The organism is Rhodococcus erythropolis R138 (genome assembly GCF_000696675.2).
Taxonomy (GTDB): Bacteria; Actinomycetota; Actinomycetes; order Mycobacteriales; family Mycobacteriaceae; genus Rhodococcus_F; species Rhodococcus_F erythropolis.
Genome location: NZ_CP007255.1, coordinates 1,474,413 through 1,491,983 on the forward strand (window position 1 = coordinate 1,474,413; position 17,571 = coordinate 1,491,983).

Consider the following 17,571-nt stretch of genomic DNA (forward strand, 5'->3'; position numbering starts at 1 on the left):
TGGCAGTGCAAGAATAGGGACATGGATTCCCTCGGACTTCTCTCGGAACTGGTAGCTCTCGACACGGTCTCGGGGGAGGCCGCTCCTCAACGGCGGGCGATGGATTCGATTGTCTCGTTGGTTCTCTCACGTGCGCCACAGGCGAAGGTCGAGTCAGACCTGACCGGCAATCATCCCTGGGCCTTGATCACCAACGAAGCTGCACCCTCGGCAGCCAGACTCCTGTTCGCCTGCCACGTGGACACGGTGCCGGTGGGCACTGTCTCCGACTGGGAGTTCGACCCGTACGCCGCACAGGTCGACGGCGAATTGTTCCTCGGCAGAGGGACATCGGATATGAAGGCCGGCCTTGTTGCCGCTACTGCCGCGGTTGTCGACGCTTTCGAACGTGGAGTCCCGGTCGCACTACTGCTGACGAGCGACGAGGAAATCGGATCGCTCGGGGCCGTTCGTTCGGCCGACGCCGTGGCGAATCTCGAGGTCGGGGCTGTCATCGTTCCCGAGGCGACCGGCAATCGCATCAACCTGGGGCACCGCGGTGCACTGTGGCTCGAAGTGTCCGTCAAAGGAAAAGCCGCGCACGGGAGTACGCCGCAGCGAGGAACTAACGCTGTCCTCAAACTGCTTGACGTCGTCGATCGAGCTCGGCGTGAGCTTCCGCTGTCGTCCGACGCATTTCTGGGCGCTGAAACCTGGAACCTCGGTTTGGTCGGCGGCGGTTCGGCTCCGAACATCGTGCCGGACAATGCACGTGCGGTGATCGATCACCGCACGGTGGGAGACGGCGCAGACCTGCTTGCATGGTGGCGCGCCCAACCGGAAGTCGACTCGGTGGAGACGTCGATTCACCTGGGAGGTGTGCGTACCGACGCGTCGGATCCGTGGTTGGCTACCTTGCCGATCCCTGTTGCAACCGAACCGGTTTCGTACTTCACCGACGCTTCGGTGCTGGCAGCGGCCGCCCCCGGCGCTCCCGTCGTGATCTGGGGCCCTGGCACTCCCTCGTTGATGCATGCGGCCAACGAAAGCGTCAAGGTCTCGGAACTGGACGATGCCATTGCGGCTTACGGTGCGGTGGCTGCTGCTTGGCCGACGGTGGACTGACGGACAATCAGTTCAGGAGCAAGCGCAATGTGGGCTGTCGACTCGGAAGAGTTGTTCATCGCCTGATCCAGAAGTCGCACAGCTTCTTCCGCGATTCTCTCCTGCGGCTGTCCGACCGTGGTCAACGGCGGATTGCACAGTTCGGAGAAGGGGATGTTGTCGAAACCGGTGACCAGAACGTCGCCGGGGACGTCGATGCCCAATGCTTGGCAGGTCTGCAGCACACCGAGCGCGATCAGGTCGTCGGCGCAGACCAAGGCGTCGGGGCGAGTCTTGCCGGTCAGGATGGTGTTGGACGCCGTGCGTCCCCATTCGATCGAATACTCGCCGAGTTGTGTCCACTCGTCACGAGTTTCGATTCCCATTCGATCCGCATGGCGGAAGAATCCGGCCCGGCGAAGTTCGGTCGACGAATTGGTCAGCTCGGAACTGATGAAGGCAGCCGATCGCGCGCCGCGCTCGGACAGATGCTCCATCACGAGTGATTGAGCGGCGTCGTCGTCGACACCGACCCAGTCCGTCTGGGTATCCATTGCAAACCGGTCCAGTTGAACGACCGGAAGCGTTGCTGCGCTGGCTCGTACTGCTTCGGCACTCAATTCGCCGTGGCACGGGCTGATGATGATTCCGTCCACCTGCCGCGAGACGAGCGACTTGAGCCGCTGCGCTTCCACGTCGGGATCGGAACGAGAATCGCACAGGAACAGTTGTAGGCCGCGCTGAGCCAGGACGTGTTCGACATTGACCACCAGCGAAGTGAAGAAGGGATTCGCGATACTGGGAACCACCATGCCGACAGTGTCCGTCCGATTACGACGCAGTGAGCTGGCGATGATGTTTCCCGAGTATCCGAGAGAATCCGCGGCTCGTTTGATCGTCGCTGCAAGCTCGTCCGAGACAGGGCGGGATCCGGACAGTGCCCGCGACACGGTGGCAGTCGAGACCCCGGCCAGTTCCGCGACATCGCGAATGGTCGCCTTGCGCATGCGTCCCCCGTTTTCTGCTCGATTCGGGTCCGAGGTTATCGAACCGCACGGTCCAGTGTCCCGCATGTAACGCGATTGAGGCAATCGTTTACAAATTCGAATTGTGAAATCCTTGACACAACCCGGTGTTGATCGCATAACCTGCTAATTCATCAAGGCAATCGATTACATCGTGTGCAGATCTTGTGCATGGACATACAGCGCAAATCTTGCGCATGGAATGGGGTAGCTGAAGTGACCGCATCACCGCTCGGAGTCTTTCCGCCCAAGCCCTCGGCGTTGGCAGAGATGTTCACCGGCACGCCTTCTCTCATCGGGGCCATCCACCTCCCTGCTCTGCCGGGCAGCCCGCACTACACCGGGCAGCCGGTTTCGGAAATTGCTCGCTTCGCTGTGGAGGAAGCGCACGCGTACGTCGACAACGGTTTCGACGGTGTGATCGTCGAAAATCACTGGGACATACCGTTCCTCAAGCCCGGCGAACACGGATACGAAACCGCCGCCAGCATGGGAGTCATCACGGCAGCGGTGGTCGGCGAGTTCGGCAAGGCCGTCGGCGTCAGCATCCTGTCCAACGCCGGCGAGTGCGGAGTGGCCGCGGCGTGGGCGGCAGGCGCGAGTTTTGTGCGCGTCAATCAGTGGGCCAATGCCTACATTGCCAATGAGGGCTTCATCGAGGGTCAGGCGGCCAAGACGACGCGCTTTCGCCATCGCATCGGCGCCGACCCGGTCCGGATCTTCGCTGACGTGCACGTCAAGCATGGTGCGCATGCCATTGTTGCGGACCGCACCGTCGCGGAACAGACCGAAGACGCCGAGTTCTTCGATGCAGATGTCCTGATCGCGACCGGTTCGCGCACCGGTGACGCCGCTTCGGTCGACGAGGTTTCCGTGATCCGAGACAACACCGTTCTTCCCGTGATCATCGGATCCGGCATCACGGCTGCCAATGTCGCAGCGCTGATGAAGGAATGCGACGGCGCCATAGTTGCATCCTCGGTCAAGGACAATGGACGCTGGTGGGGACGGGTCGCAGGCGAGAAGGTCCGCGAAGTGTCCCGGGCCGCAGGAAAGTAACCATGATTGTCTTTTGTGGATACGCCAACAACGATGTGACGGTACATGTTCCACATGTGCCGGTGCTCGGAGAGCGCGTGCAGGCAACGGCCATCAGTCAGATCGACGGTGGAATGAATGCAAATGCTGCGGTATCCGCAGCCCGAATGGGCGCGCAGGTGATCTTTGCCGGTGCCGTGGGCCCGGACGCGCGATCCACCGAGTTTCTCGAAGCCCTCGAGGCTGACGGCGTCGACACCAGTTGGTCGCCGCGAGATGCGTTCCTGTCAACGGCAGTTGTACTCATCGCGCAGGACGGCGATCGCTCCATCATCAGTCAAGACGACCCGAACGATGCCGAACGAATCGGAGTTGTCATCACCCGATTGGCTGCTGCCGGTGGTGGACGGCTGTTCCTCGACGGATACCGTGCGGGCTTCCTGCCAGAGGGATTGCCGGGAAGCGTAAGTCTGGTAATCGATCTGGACGGTTGTGAAAACAAAGCCGCGGCACTGCGCGCATTCGCGCTCGCTGACCACGTCGTCGTAGGGCGTGCCCTGTGGGAAGGCGAGTTCGGGATCGGTTTCGATCAGTGGCAGGCACTGGCCGCCGAGCACAACACACACCTGCTGGTGACCGACGGCTCGCGAGGTTGGACACTGGCCACACCGGACGGCGAGGTGACGAGCGAACCGGCAGTAGCGGTCGACGTCGTCGATGCCGTCGGGGCCGGTGATTGCTTCGGCGGTACGTACATCGCTTTTGTCGACGCCGGGCGCTCACCGGTGGACGCTGCACGACTCGCGGGAGCCTCGGCTGCCTTGGCTTGCGCCACTGCCGGACCCCGCGGATGCCCCACCCGAGATGAATTGGACAGCTTCACAGCAACATTGACCCCTCACACCCTTTTGGAGACTCGATGATGAAACGTGCATTGCCTCTGGCGCTGGGAGCTGCAGTCGCGCTCACGCTCACCGCTTGTGACTCGGCTTCGTCGAGTGACTCGAAGGACGCATCGGGTGGCTCGTCCATCCCGCAGCCGACCCGAGTCGCCGAAAGCTGCGACGGGACGAACGGCAAGCTCAAGGTCGGTCTGGTGACCATCAACCTTCAGGCGCTGTACTTCAACCAGATCAACAATGCCGCCAAGAACGTCGCGGACAAGGCAGGTGTCGACCTGCAGATCATCAGTGGCAACGACGATTCCGTGGCGCAGGCCAACGCCTTCGACAATCTGATCGCCGCCGGAGTCGACGCGATCATCGTCGATGCAATCGACACGGACGGAATCAAGCCGTCGGTGGTCAAGGCCAAGAACGCGGGCATCCCCGTCGTCGCGGTCGACGCGACCATCGACGATCCAGCGCTGTCGACTCAGGTCGGTACGGCCAATGCCGAGGGCGGTGCCAAGATCGGAAACACCTTGGCCGACGTCGCGAACAACACCGGAACGGTCGGTATCGTCGGCGCGCTCAACAGCACTGTCCAGTTGGAGCGGCAGAAGGGCTTCACTGAGACCGTGACCGGCCGCGGAATGACCGTCGGCACCGTCGTGGACGGACGTAACATTCAGGAGAACGCACAGACCGCAGCGGAGAACCTGCTGACCGGCGGCGGCGACATGAAGTACGTCTACGCAACCGGTGAGCCGGCTTTGATCGGACTCGTTGCGGCGGTCAACAGTCAGAAGGCGCAGGATCGCATCGAAGCAGTCGGTTGGGATCTTTCGGATCAGGCGGTAGGCGGACTCAAAGCCGGTTGGCTTAAAGGCGTGGTCCAGCAGAACACCTTCGAATTCGGCCACGAGGCAATGAATTCGGCAATCGACCTGGCTTGTGGTCGCGGCGCTCCGGCGAACATCCCCGTCCCCACCCAGATCGTGACCCCGGAGAACGTAGCCGACTACATGTACTACTTGGAGAAGTAATCATGGCACCTCCACTGATCGAACTCTCGGGCATCACCAAGTCGTACGGACCGGTGAAGTCCCTTCAAGGAGTTGACCTTCGGCTGGCGAAGGGTGAAGTACTCGGAGTTGTCGGCGACAACGGCGCCGGCAAGTCCACCCTGATGAAGATCCTCGCGGGCGCCGTCCAGCACGACGGCGGCGAAATGCGCGTCAACGGTGAACCAGTGCGCTTCTCGACGCCGCTCGACGCGCAGCAGAAGAAGATCGGCATCGTCTACCAGGACCTGGCGCTGTGCGACACGCTCGACGTCGCGAGCAACCTGTTCCTCGGCAGAGAACCGCGAAAAGGTCCATTCCTCGACCGGCATGCCATGCACGAGAAGGCGGCTCACATTCTCGCCGACCTGCATGTCAAGGTGAAGTCGACCTACCAGGAGATCGGGCAACTGTCCGGCGGGCAGCGGCAAACCGTCGCGATCGCCCGCGCTGTTTCCTTCCGGCCAGACGTACTGATCCTCGACGAGCCCACCGCAGCGCTCGCCGTCGCCGAGGTCGAGTCGGTGCTCAAGCTGATCACGGACGTCGCAGCGGCCGGAGTGGGCGTCATTCTCGTGACACACCGCCTGCAGGACCTGTTCCGCGTATGTGACCGAATCACGGTCATGTACGAGGGGCAGAGCGTCGACGACGTTCCGATCGGCGACTTGAACATCGAGTCCCTCGTCGGACTCATCACTCGAACTCCGGTGCCGCAACGGACATCGGCAGCAACACAGGGAGCCACGGCATGACCACTCTCGAGAAGACCCAGGCGCCGATCGAGCGCAAGCTCGCCGCGAAACCCTCCTTGTGGGACAGCGTCAACAAGCCCACCCTCGCGATGCTGGCGGTGACAGTTGCTGTCGCAGCCGTCTTCTCGGCGACCACGTCGTCGTTCCTGACATTCACGAACCTGTCGAACCTGGCAACCCAGATCGCTCCGGTTCTGATCATCGCGGTGGCGATGACTTTCGTGATCACGGCAGGTCAGATCGACCTGTCCGTCGGTGCGATCGTCGCGTTCGTCGCGGCGATGAGTGCCGAGCTTATCCAGGCCGGCGTCGATTCGTCCCTGGTCTTCGTCGCCGCCCCGGTGATGGGTGCGGCCTGGGGCCTGGTCAACGGATGGCTCGCTGCCTATCAGGGCATTCCGCCGTTCATCGTGACTCTGGCGACGATGTCCGTCATTCGCGGTATCGCGCTGTATCGGACCGAAGGATTCTCCGTTCCGGTTCCGGCCGACACTTACTTCGCGAAGCTCGGAACTGCTGAGTTCCTCGGGTTCTCCGCCAGCGCCTGGATTGCTCTCGTCGTCGTGGTCATCGGAGCAATTGCGCTCAACCGCATGCGCTTCGGGCGCTACGTCACCGGTATCGGATCCAACGTCGAATCCGTGCGACGGTCCGGCGTCAACACGCGTCGTGTGCTCATGATGACGCTCGTCTTCACCGGCTTGGCTGCCGGTATCGCGGGACTGCTGATCGCGGCTCGACTGGGCTCGGGTTCGGCCAACTCCGCAACGGGATTCGAGCTCACGGTGATCACCGCGGTGGTTCTCGGTGGTACCAACCTCTTCGGCGGTCGCGGCACCGTGATCGGTACCGTCATCGGCGCTGTCCTGACCGGAATCATCGCCAACGGACTGACCCTGCTCGGTGTGAGCCCGTTCTTGACACCGATCATCACCGGTGTCGTTCTGCTCCTGGCCATCTGGATCAACATGCGGGGACACACCCTGAGCGCGCTGTGGCGACACCTGCAGTCCGCACCCTCGGGACCTGCACGCTCATGAGCAAGGTTCGTACTGTCACGGGAACTGTGGACAGCTCGGAACTCGGACTGGTTCTCCCACACGAACATCTGCACAACGACGTCACCGGTGCGTACACCGAGGCCCCGGATCCGGTTGTGGCACAGCGGCTGGCCGGTCCGGTGCGCGCCGAGGATGCCTGGCTTCTTCACGACAATCCGTATTACAGTCTCGACAATTGTCGAGTCGACGACGCAGCGGCCGTGGTGGAAGACCTTGTGGACTTCGCCCGCCTCGGTGGTCGGACGATCGTTGATCTGACACCGCCGGGACTGGGCCGGGCACCGGAGAAGTTGGCGGAGTTCTCGCGAAAGTCAGACGTGCGAGTGATCATGGGTTCAGGGTGGTACCTCGAGACGACCCATCCGGTCGAGGTCCACGAACTCGGTGTCGACGATCTGGCAGGTTCGCTCGTCGAGGAGTTCGATCCGGCAAAGGAATTGGCACCTGGCGTGATCGGGGAGATCGGAGTCTCCCCGCTCTTCACTCAGAACGAGGCGAAAGCGTTGAGGGCGGCATGCATCGCCCAGCGCGAGGTGGACGTGCCCCTGTTCGTCCACCTTCCGGGATGGCAGCGCGTCGGACATCACGTCGTCGACATCGTGGTCGACGAGATGGGCGTCGATCCGCAAGCAGTGATCCTGTGCCACATGGACCCGTCCGGACACGACGCCGACTACCAACGATCGCTCGCCGACCGCGGTGTCTTTCTCGAGTTCGACATGATCGGGATGCCTTTCGATTTCCCAGGCGAGGGTCTTTCGCCGCATCCGGCGGAAACAGCCACTGCGGTAGCCGGATTGGTCACCTCCGGCCACGCATCACAGCTCCTGCTCAGTCACGACCTCTTCCTCAAATCAATGCTCAGAAAGCACGGCGGAAACGGATTCTCCTACGTACCACTCGCCTTCGCCGCCCGGTTGGTGCGCGCAGGCGTAGATCCCCAGCAAGTGTCCGCACTGATGCGAGACAACCCGAGGTCGCTCTTCGAGCAGGCCGCGAAAGGAAACAGAAGCAGTCATGGGTAAACGAGTACTGATCGCCGGCGAGAGCTGGATGACGACGTCGACGCACGTCAAGGGCGTCGACGAGTTCAGTGTCCATTCCTACGTCGAGGGAGTCGGTCCGCTTCGGGATGCGCTCACCTCACGTGGCCACGACGTGACACACATGCCCGCACACCTGGTGCCCACGCAGTTCCCCGGTACCGCAGAAGCGTTGTCCCAGTTCGACGTCGTCGTTCTCTCCGACATCGGAGCGAACTCGCTGCAGTTGGCTCCCGGTGTCTTCGACCAGTTCCGCGCCGGGGAGGATCGCCTTGTCGCGCTTCGTGACTGGGTGAACGCCGGCGGCTCACTGATGATGATCGGTGGCTACCTCTCGTTCTCCGGGTTCCAGGCGCGAGCAGCTTTCCGCCAGACCGCGATCGCCGAGGTACTACCCGTGACGATGCTGGCCGAAGACGATCGCGTCGAGACACCGGCCGGGATCGTTCCCACCGTCGTCGATGCTGCTCACCCGGCTCTCGGTGGTGCCGGCGATTCCTGGCCGGCGCTCCTGGGATACAACCGCGTCGTCGCGAAGGACGGTGCCGTGGTTCCCGCCACCATCAACGGCGATCCGCTTGTCGCTGCCGGTGAATACGGCGCCGGACGGTCGATCGTCTTCACCTCGGACTGCTCGCCGCACTGGGCTCCGCCGGAGTTCTGTGAGCAGTGGCCTGGATACACCGACCTGTTCGACGGCTTGATCAGTTGGGTCGCCGGCGAATGAGTCGCTCCTCAGACCTGCTCGCGCGGCAGCAGAGTAATCTCGCTGCCGCGCGGGCGGTTCCATTCATCGAGGACACCATCGGCGGGACGTTGAGTGATGAGGGATTCCGCCGGTACCTCGTGATCGAAGAGGCATTCGTACTGACGGCCGTCAAGGTGTTGGGGTTGGTGGTCGCCGAATCCCCGACGCTCGACGACGCGCTCGACCACGTGACGTCGATGTCGAACCTGGTGGGCGAACAGCGCGAGTATTTCGCGCAGTTGCGTTCCCGCTTCCCGTACGCGGGGGACGCAGCGGCTCTGGTCGAGGAGTCGTCTGTGCTGTCGACGCATGCCTTGACCCTCGCTGGCGAAGAGGGCAGGGCGGCGGCCCTGGTGGGCATGTACGCCGCGGAAACCCTGTATCTGTCGTGGTGCCGGGAGGCGGCGGCAGTGAACGTACAGCGCGAACCAGCGTTGCAGGACTGGGTAGACATGCATGTCGCTCCGCCGTTCGTGTCTCAGGTGGCGGTGCTGGCGTGCGAGGTGGACGCCATGCCCGAGTCCGTCACCGACGAGGACCTGGATCGGTGGTTCTCCGGCATGCTGGCCGCGGAGATCGATTTTCACAACGTGGCGGTGTGAGCTACTGCTGTGCGCCTTTATTAACCCCCGGCGGTTAATAAAGGCGCACAGCAAAAGGCCCGTAGGTCGCTTTCGCAACCTACGGGCCTCTTCTTTGTAGCGGGGACAGGATTTGAACCTGCGACCTCTGGGTTATGAGCCCAGCGAGCTACCGAGCTGCTCCACCCCGCGTCGGTGTGAAACCAACAGTACACGACTTCTGGAGGTGCAATTACCACCCCCTGTCACCGGCTGGAGTGAGCGCTTTCCGAGTAGTAACCGCGGATGTGTCCGACTATGCGCTGACGTGCGAGTTCGCCGTCACCCGCGTTGACCGCATCGACCAATCCTCGGTGTTCGTGACGCAGTCGCATGCAGGTGCTCGGCCAGCTGTCGATCTGCACGCCCGCGAGAACGTAGGCCTCGATGGACTCTCGTAGGCCGGTCATCATGGCTGCGATCACCTGATTGCCCGCCGCGTCGGCGAGCGCTACGTGGAATTGCGCGTCGAGTAGTAGGAATTCCTCGGCCGACAGATCTACGTCATCCATCGAGTCGAGCAGTTCGACGGCCGTGCTGAGGTCGGGCGTCGGGGTCCGCGATGCCAGGGACTGCATCACCTCGGATTCGAGAACGAGTCGTGTCTTCACCACATCCGAGACCGGAAATCCTTGTGCTGCAACCTGCATCCGCATCAGCATGGTCATGCCGCCGGTCGGTTTGGCCACGATCATCGCGCCGGACGTCGGGCCGGAGCCAGTCTGCGCCTTGAGGAGGCCGAGTGCTTCCATGACCCGCAACGCTTCTCGGACCGATGACCGTCCGACGCCCAACTCTGCTGCCAGAATTCTCTCTCCCGGCAGGCGCTGGCCAGGAGACACCTCGCCTGAAACGAGCCGACGTTCGAGGTGGCTCAGTACTTGTTCCCACGCTCGCGGGCTCGGCTCGGTCGGCATGAGGCAAGAGCATAACCGGGTGGACGCCGTTAACGGGGTGGCCTGTCCGGGGATGTATTACTGTGGTCAGACCACACCGACAGATTGCGGGGAACCACATGCGAGTAGCGCTGTTCGCCACCTGCATCGGGGACACGATGTTTCCCGACGCCGTCAAGGCCACCGCCCTCCTGCTCACCCGTCTCGGGCACGACGTCGTGTTTCCGTCCGGGCAGACCTGCTGTGGGCAGATGCACGTCAACACCGGCTACCAGCCGGGCGCGCTGCCACTGGTCGCGAACTACGCCGATACGTTCGGTGATGCGTCGATCGACGCCGTTGTCGCACCATCGGGATCGTGCGTCGGTTCGATCCGTCATCAACACGAGATCGTTGCCGAGCGCTACGGCACCGCGTCGCTGTGTGGGCAGGTGCAGACAGTGAAGGCAAAGACGTACGAGCTTTCGGAATTCCTCGTGGACGTTCTCGGTGTCACCGATGTGGGCGCGTACTTCCCGCACCGGGTCACCTATCACCCGACCTGTCACTCACTGCGCATGTTGAGAGTGGGAGACAAACCACTTCAGTTGCTGCGCAACGTCCGCGACATCGATCTGGTCGAACTCCCGGAAGCAGATTCCTGCTGCGGCTTCGGCGGCACGTTTGCCATCAAGAACGCCGAGACGTCGACGGCCATGTTGGCTGACAAGATTCGCCATGTGGCCGACACCGGCGCAGAGTTCTGCAGCGCCGGAGATTCGTCCTGTCTCATGCACATCGGCGGTGGGATGTCACGACTGCAGATGGGCGCCAAGACCATTCACCTCGCGGAGATTCTGGCATCGGTGGAAAGCCGGGTGCACGCATGAGCGCTGTGACGCTGGGTCTGCCCAGCTTTCCGCCGAGGTCACCCGAAGGTGCAGGGTTCCTGCGAGGTACTGAGAAGTTCCCTGTCGCAGCACATCACGAGCTGGCCAACGCGCAACTGCGACGCAATATCGGCAAGGCAACGCATACCATCCGTGCCAAGCGCATCAACGTAACTGGAGAGCTCCCCGATTGGGAGGAGCTGCGGGATGCGGGTTCGGCGATCAAGGCCGACGTCATGGCGCGGTTGCCGGAACTGCTCGAACAGTTCGAAGCTGCAGTAGTCGCTCGCGGTGGGCAGGTGCATTGGGCAGCGGATGCCAACGAGGCCAACGCCATTGTGACCGAGCTTGTCAAAGCCACCGGCTCCGACGAGGTCATCAAGGTCAAGTCGATGGCAACGCAGGAGATCGGTCTCAACGAGCATCTCGAAACCCAGGGAATTATCGCCTACGAGACCGATCTCGCGGAATTGATCGTCCAGCTCGGCCACGACAAACCGTCGCACATCCTGGTTCCTGCGATCCATCGCAACAGGTCAGAGATTCGCGAGATTTTCCTGCGTGAGATGCCAGATGTCGATCCGAACCTCGGGGAGAACCCGGCCGAACTTGCCGAAGCTGCACGAAAGTTCTTACGCCACAAGTTCATGACGACGCCCGTCGCCGTATCCGGCGCCAATTTCGGCATCGCGGACACGGGCACTCTGACCGTCGTGGAGTCGGAGGGCAACGGGCGAATGTGCCTGACGCTGCCGAAAACACTGATCACCGTCATGGGCATCGAGAAGATTCTGCCGACCTATCAGGATCTGGAGGTCTTCCTTCAACTGTTGCCGCGGTCGTCGACAGGGGAGCGAATGAACCCGTACACCTCCCTGTGGACCGGCGTCACGCCTGACGACGGTCCACAGGAATTTCACCTGGTCCTCCTCGACAACGGCCGGACCGCCGCGCTTGCCGACAAGATCGGGAGGGAAGCCCTGAGCTGCATACGGTGCTCGGCGTGCCTGAACGTGTGCCCTGTCTACGAGCGCACCGGTGGCCACGCCTACGGATCCACCTATCCGGGACCGATCGGCGCGGTACTGACTCCGCAGCTCGCGGGCATGCATGGCAAAGACGATCCGAATTCGACTCTTCCTTTTGCCTCGAGTCTGTGCGGTGCGTGCTTCGACGCCTGCCCGGTCAAGATCGACATACCCTCGCTGCTCGTCGAATTGCGTCACCAGAAGGTCGAGCAATCCGGTGTCACGGCAGAGTCTTTGGCGATGAAAGCCGCATCTCTGGCGATGTCGACCGAGGGCCGGTGGACGCTGGCTCAGAAAGCTGCCGGGCTCGGACGCGTCGTGGCCGGCAAGAAGGGGAAGATCTCCACATTGCCACCTCCATTGAACGGTTGGACAGCTGCCAGAGACATTCCCGCTCCACCCAAGCAGACCTTCCGATCCTGGTGGGACTCCGACGAAGGCCGCGCGGCATTGGACGAGGCTCGTCGTGACGGGAAGGCAGACAGATGAATTCACGTGAACTGGTGCTCGGACGTATTCGTGATGCCATCACCTTGGCGCCCGCCTGCGAAGGCGAGATACCGCGAAACTACCGGACTGGCAGAACCATGCCAGACGGGGAGCTCATCGATTTGTTCGTCGACCGCCTCGAGGACTACAAGGCGCACGTCCACCAGTGCGCGGCGATGGAAATCGCCGAGACCGTCACCGGAATACTAAGGGTGCACGGTCTACACACACTGGGAATCCCCGCCGGCCTCGACCGATCATGGGTAGCCGGATTCGACGGAACGCTGGTGGTGGACAGCCCGGACGTACCGGCTCCTGAACTCGAGAACCTCGACGCCGTTGTCACCGGCTCGAAGGTAGCGTGCGCCGAGACCGGCACCATCTTCCTCGACGCCGGTCCGGAGCAGGGACGTCGTGCGTTGACTCTGGTACCGGACACACACATCTGCGTCGTGTATCGCAGCAGTGTGGAAGTGGGAGTGCCGGAGGCGATTGCGCGGCTGACGCCGCAGCGTCCCACCACCATGATCAGCGGCCCGTCGGCAACCTCCGACATCGAACTCGAACGCGTCGAAGGTGTACACGGTCCGCGAAATCTGCACGTCGTGATCGTGGATGGCTGATTCCCGCCGAGCGGGAACTCAGGGGCAGCGGGCCACATCAGCGTCTAACGTCCCGGCCATGACACAACTCTTGGCAGGCAAGGTCGTCTTCATCACCGGTGCAGCGCGGGGTCAGGGACGCAATCACGCGATCCGACTCGCGCAGGAAGGTGCCGACGTCATCGCTGTCGACGTGTGCGCGTCGGTGTCTGAAGACGTGGGTTACGCGGCCGCAACTGAAGCCGACCTCGAAGAAACGGCCCGTCTCGTGCGAGCAGAGGGGCGCGAGATCGTCACCGCGGTAGCGGATGTGCGTGACCTCGAGGCGCTGCGGGCGGCGGTGGCGTCGGGCGTCGACAAGTTCGGTCGCCTCGACGTCGTGATCGCCAATGCGGGCATCGCTACGTGGAATCGTTTCTGGGAGATGCCGGAAGAACAGTGGTCGACGCTGGTGGACATCAATCTCAATGGTGTGTGGCGCACGATGGCGGCTGCGGTTCCCTCGATGATCGAGGCGGGCAACGGTGGTTCCATCGTGATCGTCAGCAGTGCTGCCGGCGTCGCCGAAGCGCCTGGTTGTGCGCACTACTCGGCGGCCAAGCACGGTCTCGTGGGTTTGGCTCGCACTGCGGCAACGGAATTGGGTAGCTTCGACATTCGAGTCAACAGCATCCACCCTGGCGCGGTGGAGACTGAGATGGGTAACGATCCCAACGTGGGTAAGGTGCTCACTACTCATCCGGAGTACATGAACTCGTACAAGTGGCCGCTCACGTCCGTCCCACGCACCACCGTCGAGGACATCTCCAACGCCGTGGTCTACCTTGCGACGGACCTCTCCCGCGCGGTCACCGGGACGAAGATCGTCATCGACATGGGTCAGACGATGGCGTAGTCGCGCTCAGAGCAGATTGAACTGCGCCACCTCGATGGTGTTCTCGACCGCCTCCGAGAGCGTGCGAATACGTTCGTCGGCGCCTGGCGCGGTCAAAATCGCCAGGCGATCGGCGTCACCCATCGGAATGCTCCTGGCGAGGGCATACAGCCGAGAACCCAGCGGATCCAAGGGATCCGGTGGGACGGGCATTCGCGGAGTCTGTTCGCCGGCCCGAAGTGCGAGCTTTCCCAGCATTCCGTACATGAACTCGATGCGCTCGAGGAGAGAGTCGTATTCGTAAGCGGTGACAGGTGTTCCGTTGTTCTCGTCAGGCCACAATTCGACCTCGGCGAGTGGGTAAGGATCGTCCGGTAGCCAGCGATTGACGCGGATGCGGTCTTCGGTCCGGCAATACAACTGATACCGTCCGGCGCCCATTGCGACATGAGACTCGATCCGAGCCAGAGTGCCGATGTCGTGGCGTGATTCGCCGCCACCGACCTCGTGGCCACGAGCGATGAGCACTACTCCGAACAGTGGGCCGTCGGCAGCTTCGAGAACGTTCTCTACCAGTGCGCGGTACCGAGGCTCGAAGATGTTCAGTGGCAACACCTCACCCGGAAGCAATGCAGAGCCGAGCGGAAACATGGGGAAGATGGGCATCAGGGGATTCTCAACCTCGGAATCGGAGGGGCGGGGAAATCGCCGGGGCGATCGATTTCAGCGAGCAGGTGCTCGGACCACATCAGCAGGCCGGGGATGTCGAGGCCGTGCGGACTTTCCACTTCGTAGTGCCTGATGCGGTCGTGACCCTGGCCGAGGAGTGAGACGGCACCGGTGTTGTTGCCCCGAAGTAGATGGGTGAGCCCGACGGCCAATTGAGCCAGTCCCTGCCACAGGTCACGCTCCTCGGCGGGAGCGTCCTTCCACGTTCCTTCGAAAATTTCGTGCGCGTGAAAAGGCATCCCGTGGTCGAGAAGACGCTGAGCCTCGGTGATCGACTCGTCCGGCGGGAGGCGCACATCGTCGGGAATGCGCGGGACGCCGCCCGCTGCGTCACGTGGCAGTGGACGGCCGAGTCCGTCGCGGGGCCGCGAATTGAGGGGCTTTCCAGCGGCGTCCCGGTCGCGTTCGGTCATACACTCAGCCTAACGGCAGTATCTCGGACGAACCCGCCGAAAGTTTTTTCGAGTCGCCTGTCGATTCCGGGGAGAACCGTTCGTCGTCATGTTGTAAGGCAAGAAGGCCGGAAGAGAAACAACAGACCAAGGAGTCAGTCATGAAGTACATGTTGCTCATCTACACCGCACCCGGCGGAGACACCGAACCCCAGTGCACGTTCGAGGACTGGCAGCAATATGACAAGGAAATGAAGGATGCCGGTATCTGGGTGTCCGGCGATGCCCTCGCCGACCTGACGACTACGACGACGGTTCGGGTCTCGCAGTCCGGGGAAAAGACCGTCACCGACGGACCCTTCGCTGAAACCCGTGAGATCCTCGGCGGCTACGACGTCATCGACGTTCCTGATCTGGATGCGGCGCTGGCCTGGGCCGCGCGGTGCCCCGGCGCGCGCGACGGTGGAAGCGTTGAGGTGCGTCCGCTGGCCGGGTTCGGGGACTGATTCGCCGTGGACGAGCAGGCCGAGAACTCCATCGAGTCAGTGTTCCGGGAGGAACGTGGACGACTCTTGGCCTCGCTCGTCCGCCGTTTCGGTGACCTGGATCTGGCCGAGGAAGTTACCTCCGAAGCCGTCGAGGCCGCGTTGGTGCACTGGCCGGTGGACGGAGTGCCGGCCAAACCCGGCGCCTGGCTGCTGACCACGGCGCGTCGCAAAGCCGTCGACAGGCTTCGTCGTGATCAGGCCTATGCGGCGCGATTGGCGGTGATGCAGGTGGACGCCGATCGTGCCGACCCGGCGCCGCCCACGGTCGACGGAGAACTTCCCGACGAGCGGTTGCAGCTGTTCTTCACCTGCTCGCACCCTGCGCTGGCCGAGGACGACCGAATCGCACTCACCTTGCGTTGCCTCGGCGGGTTGACGACGCCCGAGGTTGCTCGGGCCTTCCTCGTGCCTTCGGCGACCATGGCGCAGCGGATCGTGCGTGCGAAGAAGAAGATACGTCAGGCTCGGATTCCCTTCCGAACTCCCAGCGCCGAAGAACTCCCGGACCGTCTGCCCGGTGTTCTGCAGGTGATCTATTCGGTGTTCACCGAAGGGTATGCCGCCAGTTCGGGTCCGGATCTGCAACGCGTCGACTTAGCGGTAGAGGCGATCAGGCTGGCGAGGATCTTGCGCGCTTTGCTTCCCGATGAGCGCGAGATCGCCGGGTTGCTGGCGTTGATGCTCCTCGTCCACGCGCGTCGAGATGCCCGTACTGACGCCGGTGGCGGGATCGTCCTCCTCGAGGACCAGGATCGAGGGTGCTGGGACCAGCCGATGATCGAGGAAGGCAGCGACCTCGTCGTGGTCGCGTTGACCGGGGGAGCGCCGGGGCCGTACGGGGTGCAGGCTGCCATCGCCGCATTGCATGACGAGGCGGCGGATGTGGAGAGCACCGACTGGCCGCAGATCTGCGCGCTCTACGGAGTGCTCCTCACGTTGACGCCTTCGCCTGTCGTCGCAGTCAACAGGGCAGTGGCGCTGGCGATGCGCGACGGCGAGGAGGTTGGGCTGGCAGCGTTGGAAGAACTGGCAGCGGAGCCCAAACTTGCCGACTACCACCCGTATCACCTCGCGCGCGCCGAACTGCTCGCGCGGTTGGGGCGCACCGACGCGGCAATGTCTGCATACCGACGTGCGCTGAATCTGGTTGGTACGGAACCGGAGCGGGCCTACTTGGAGCGTCGGCTCGGTGAGATATCTGACTGATCGGTGGTTATTGCGGGACGTCGAGATCGAAGTACAGGGTCTCGGACCAGTAACCGAGGCCGAGGTCGCGTAGCGGTTCCTCGACGCTCTCCTGAGTCGGCGTGAACAGCCGCTCCCAGAAGCGCGGCTTGGCGGGTGCGAGTGTGGCCAGCGCCGCCTCCATCTCGGCGTCGATGTCCGCCAGACCGGTCATCAGGGCCGTACCCTGTTCGGCGAACGGTTCGTCGTCCATGTCGAAGATCTCGCCACACTCGAGGACGAAGTAGTGGTCGGGCTCGGTGTGGCTGCGCAGGAAACGCAGCGCATCGCCGGCCATCGTGCCGAGTTCGGGGTGATCGATTCTGCCGAGGAAGTCTTCGAGCCGGGCGATACCAGGACCACAGGCCGCGGTGACCGCGATCAGGTCTGGGGTGTCGTCCCAGATGACCGACTGGTGGGCGAAGGGATTCACGGACACAAGGATCCTCGGGACCAGCGGAATCGCGTACGACCACTCGGAGATACCGGTGAGACCTCGGGCGCGAGCGGCAGCCGGATTCTCATGCGGAGCAACAGGGGTCGAGTAGAGATAGGTGCGGTTGGCCACTGGTCGAGTCCTTTCTGCGGTCGGTGTCACCTGA

General features: G+C 62.8%; 20 protein-coding genes and 1 tRNA gene. 15 read left to right on the forward strand and 6 right to left on the reverse strand.

All coding sequences use genetic code 11. The features are described from left to right. Positions 1 to 21 precede the first annotated feature (21 nt). Positions 22 to 1,104: a M20/M25/M40 family metallo-hydrolase gene (locus tag H351_RS06840; protein ID WP_029256364.1), complete on the forward strand. Its 1,083-nt coding sequence runs from the start codon at positions 22 to 24 to the stop codon at positions 1,102 to 1,104. Here the strand turns inward: H351_RS06840 and H351_RS06845 are convergent. Then, positions 1,065 to 2,090: a LacI family DNA-binding transcriptional regulator gene (locus H351_RS06845; protein ID WP_029256363.1), complete on the reverse strand. Its 1,026-nt coding sequence runs from the start codon at positions 2,088 to 2,090 to the stop codon at positions 1,065 to 1,067. The two genes, H351_RS06840 and H351_RS06845, sit on opposite strands and share 40 nt — an antisense overlap. Positions 2,091 to 2,324: 234 nt before the next feature. Between H351_RS06845 and H351_RS06850 the strand changes: the two genes are divergently transcribed. Genes H351_RS06850 through H351_RS06885 form a run of 8 tightly spaced genes read left to right on the forward strand, consistent with a single transcriptional unit; the run spans position 2,325 to position 9,300 of the window. After that, positions 2,325 to 3,167: a BtpA family protein gene (locus tag H351_RS06850; protein WP_029256362.1), complete on the forward strand. Its 843-nt coding sequence runs from the start codon at positions 2,325 to 2,327 to the stop codon at positions 3,165 to 3,167. A gap of 2 nt (positions 3,168 to 3,169) precedes the next feature. Next, entirely contained in the window at positions 3,170 to 4,069 is a 900-nt protein-coding gene (locus H351_RS06855) for a carbohydrate kinase family protein (RefSeq protein ID WP_029256361.1), read from the forward strand. Beyond that, positions 4,066 to 5,073, forward strand: coding sequence for a substrate-binding domain-containing protein (locus H351_RS06860; protein WP_019745494.1), 1,008 nt, complete (start codon positions 4,066 to 4,068; stop codon positions 5,071 to 5,073). The genes H351_RS06855 and H351_RS06860 overlap by 4 nt, the downstream gene beginning before the upstream one ends. Positions 5,074 to 5,075: 2 nt before the next feature. Then, the gene (locus H351_RS06865) at positions 5,076 to 5,846 is read left to right on the forward strand and encodes an ATP-binding cassette domain-containing protein (RefSeq protein WP_003939830.1); all 771 of its coding nucleotides are present in this window, start codon (positions 5,076 to 5,078) and stop codon (positions 5,844 to 5,846) included. Continuing rightward, the gene (locus tag H351_RS06870; RefSeq protein WP_003939698.1) at positions 5,843 to 6,886 is read left to right on the forward strand and encodes an ABC transporter permease; all 1,044 of its coding nucleotides are present in this window, start codon (positions 5,843 to 5,845) and stop codon (positions 6,884 to 6,886) included. The genes H351_RS06865 and H351_RS06870 overlap by 4 nt, the downstream gene beginning before the upstream one ends. After that, positions 6,883 to 7,932, forward strand: coding sequence for a phosphotriesterase family protein (locus H351_RS06875; protein WP_029256360.1), 1,050 nt, complete (start codon positions 6,883 to 6,885; stop codon positions 7,930 to 7,932). Before H351_RS06870 ends, H351_RS06875 begins: the two co-directional genes overlap by 4 nt. Beyond that, entirely contained in the window at positions 7,925 to 8,677 is a 753-nt protein-coding gene (locus tag H351_RS06880; protein WP_003939869.1) for a glutamine amidotransferase, read from the forward strand. The genes H351_RS06875 and H351_RS06880 overlap by 8 nt, the downstream gene beginning before the upstream one ends. Then, the gene (locus H351_RS06885) at positions 8,674 to 9,300 is read left to right on the forward strand and encodes a TenA family protein (protein ID WP_029256359.1); all 627 of its coding nucleotides are present in this window, start codon (positions 8,674 to 8,676) and stop codon (positions 9,298 to 9,300) included. Before H351_RS06880 ends, H351_RS06885 begins: the two co-directional genes overlap by 4 nt. Before the next feature lie 97 nt (positions 9,301 to 9,397). Here H351_RS06885 and H351_RS06890 read toward each other — a convergent pair. Further along, positions 9,398 to 9,471, reverse strand: a tRNA-Met gene (locus H351_RS06890). Between the two features lie 53 nt (positions 9,472 to 9,524). Beyond that, positions 9,525 to 10,235 carry a FadR/GntR family transcriptional regulator gene (locus H351_RS06895; RefSeq protein ID WP_029256358.1) on the reverse strand — a complete coding sequence of 237 codons (711 nt, stop codon included), beginning with the start codon at positions 10,233 to 10,235 and terminating at the stop codon, positions 9,525 to 9,527. Between the two features lie 98 nt (positions 10,236 to 10,333). Here H351_RS06895 and H351_RS06900 point away from each other — a divergent pair, with 98 nt between their 5' ends. The 4 genes from H351_RS06900 to H351_RS06915 are packed head-to-tail and all read left to right on the forward strand — an operon-like array spanning position 10,334 to position 14,097. Continuing rightward, the gene (locus tag H351_RS06900) at positions 10,334 to 11,083 is read left to right on the forward strand and encodes a (Fe-S)-binding protein (RefSeq protein WP_019745490.1); all 750 of its coding nucleotides are present in this window, start codon (positions 10,334 to 10,336) and stop codon (positions 11,081 to 11,083) included. Continuing rightward, positions 11,080 to 12,600: a LutB/LldF family L-lactate oxidation iron-sulfur protein gene (locus H351_RS06905; protein WP_029256357.1), complete on the forward strand. Its 1,521-nt coding sequence runs from the start codon at positions 11,080 to 11,082 to the stop codon at positions 12,598 to 12,600. Before H351_RS06900 ends, H351_RS06905 begins: the two co-directional genes overlap by 4 nt. Continuing rightward, positions 12,597 to 13,223 (forward strand): LutC/YkgG family protein, encoded by a 627-nt coding sequence (locus H351_RS06910; protein WP_029256356.1) that lies wholly within the window; start codon positions 12,597 to 12,599, stop codon positions 13,221 to 13,223. The genes H351_RS06905 and H351_RS06910 overlap by 4 nt, the downstream gene beginning before the upstream one ends. 58 nt (positions 13,224 to 13,281) lie before the next feature. Further along, positions 13,282 to 14,097, forward strand: a complete 816-nt coding sequence (locus H351_RS06915) for a mycofactocin-coupled SDR family oxidoreductase (protein ID WP_019745487.1) — start codon at positions 13,282 to 13,284, stop codon at positions 14,095 to 14,097. A gap of 6 nt (positions 14,098 to 14,103) precedes the next feature. On the opposite strand, the gene H351_RS06920 is transcribed toward H351_RS06915, so the two are convergent. Then, complete coding sequence (locus H351_RS06920) at positions 14,104 to 14,742, reverse strand: LON peptidase substrate-binding domain-containing protein (protein ID WP_029256355.1); 639 nt, start codon at positions 14,740 to 14,742, stop codon at positions 14,104 to 14,106. Further along, positions 14,742 to 15,218 (reverse strand): DUF309 domain-containing protein, encoded by a 477-nt coding sequence (locus H351_RS06925; protein WP_020970927.1) that lies wholly within the window; start codon positions 15,216 to 15,218, stop codon positions 14,742 to 14,744. The genes H351_RS06920 and H351_RS06925 overlap by 1 nt, the downstream gene beginning before the upstream one ends. A 140-nt stretch (positions 15,219 to 15,358) precedes the next feature. Here H351_RS06925 and H351_RS06930 point away from each other — a divergent pair, with 140 nt between their 5' ends. Continuing rightward, positions 15,359 to 15,703 carry a YciI family protein gene (locus H351_RS06930; protein WP_007730031.1) on the forward strand — a complete coding sequence of 115 codons (345 nt, stop codon included), beginning with the start codon at positions 15,359 to 15,361 and terminating at the stop codon, positions 15,701 to 15,703. 6 nt (positions 15,704 to 15,709) lie between these two features. Continuing rightward, positions 15,710 to 16,951, forward strand: coding sequence for an RNA polymerase sigma factor (locus H351_RS06935; protein ID WP_029256354.1), 1,242 nt, complete (start codon positions 15,710 to 15,712; stop codon positions 16,949 to 16,951). A 7-nt stretch (positions 16,952 to 16,958) separates the two neighbouring features. On the opposite strand, the gene H351_RS06940 is transcribed toward H351_RS06935, so the two are convergent. Beyond that, positions 16,959 to 17,537: a DUF7822 domain-containing protein gene (locus H351_RS06940; protein WP_029256353.1), complete on the reverse strand. Its 579-nt coding sequence runs from the start codon at positions 17,535 to 17,537 to the stop codon at positions 16,959 to 16,961. Between the last annotated feature and the right edge of the window lie 34 nt (positions 17,538 to 17,571).

Bases quoted from the DNA above. Each gene is read 5' to 3' on its own strand.
- H351_RS06840 (WP_029256364.1), top strand. From the start codon at position 22: ATGGATTCCCTCGGACTTCTCTCGGAACTGGTAGCTCTCGACACGGTC.
- H351_RS06845 (WP_029256363.1), bottom strand. From the start codon at position 2,090: ATGCGCAAGGCGACCATTCGCGATGTCGCGGAACTGGCCGGGGTCTCG.
- H351_RS06855 (WP_029256361.1), top strand. From the start codon at position 3,170: ATGATTGTCTTTTGTGGATACGCCAACAACGATGTGACGGTACATGTT.
- H351_RS06860 (WP_019745494.1), top strand. From the start codon at position 4,066: ATGATGAAACGTGCATTGCCTCTGGCGCTGGGAGCTGCAGTCGCGCTC.
- H351_RS06865 (WP_003939830.1), top strand. From the start codon at position 5,076: ATGGCACCTCCACTGATCGAACTCTCGGGCATCACCAAGTCGTACGGA.
- H351_RS06870 (WP_003939698.1), top strand. From the start codon at position 5,843: ATGACCACTCTCGAGAAGACCCAGGCGCCGATCGAGCGCAAGCTCGCC.
- H351_RS06875 (WP_029256360.1), top strand. From the start codon at position 6,883: ATGAGCAAGGTTCGTACTGTCACGGGAACTGTGGACAGCTCGGAACTC.
- H351_RS06880 (WP_003939869.1), top strand. From the start codon at position 7,925: ATGGGTAAACGAGTACTGATCGCCGGCGAGAGCTGGATGACGACGTCG.
- H351_RS06885 (WP_029256359.1), top strand. From the start codon at position 8,674: ATGAGTCGCTCCTCAGACCTGCTCGCGCGGCAGCAGAGTAATCTCGCT.
- H351_RS06895 (WP_029256358.1), bottom strand. From the start codon at position 10,235: ATGCCGACCGAGCCGAGCCCGCGAGCGTGGGAACAAGTACTGAGCCAC.
- H351_RS06900 (WP_019745490.1), top strand. From the start codon at position 10,334: ATGCGAGTAGCGCTGTTCGCCACCTGCATCGGGGACACGATGTTTCCC.
- H351_RS06905 (WP_029256357.1), top strand. From the start codon at position 11,080: ATGAGCGCTGTGACGCTGGGTCTGCCCAGCTTTCCGCCGAGGTCACCC.
- H351_RS06910 (WP_029256356.1), top strand. From the start codon at position 12,597: ATGAATTCACGTGAACTGGTGCTCGGACGTATTCGTGATGCCATCACC.
- H351_RS06915 (WP_019745487.1), top strand. From the start codon at position 13,282: ATGACACAACTCTTGGCAGGCAAGGTCGTCTTCATCACCGGTGCAGCG.
- H351_RS06920 (WP_029256355.1), bottom strand. From the start codon at position 14,742: ATGCCCATCTTCCCCATGTTTCCGCTCGGCTCTGCATTGCTTCCGGGT.
- H351_RS06925 (WP_020970927.1), bottom strand. From the start codon at position 15,218: ATGACCGAACGCGACCGGGACGCCGCTGGAAAGCCCCTCAATTCGCGG.
- H351_RS06930 (WP_007730031.1), top strand. From the start codon at position 15,359: ATGAAGTACATGTTGCTCATCTACACCGCACCCGGCGGAGACACCGAA.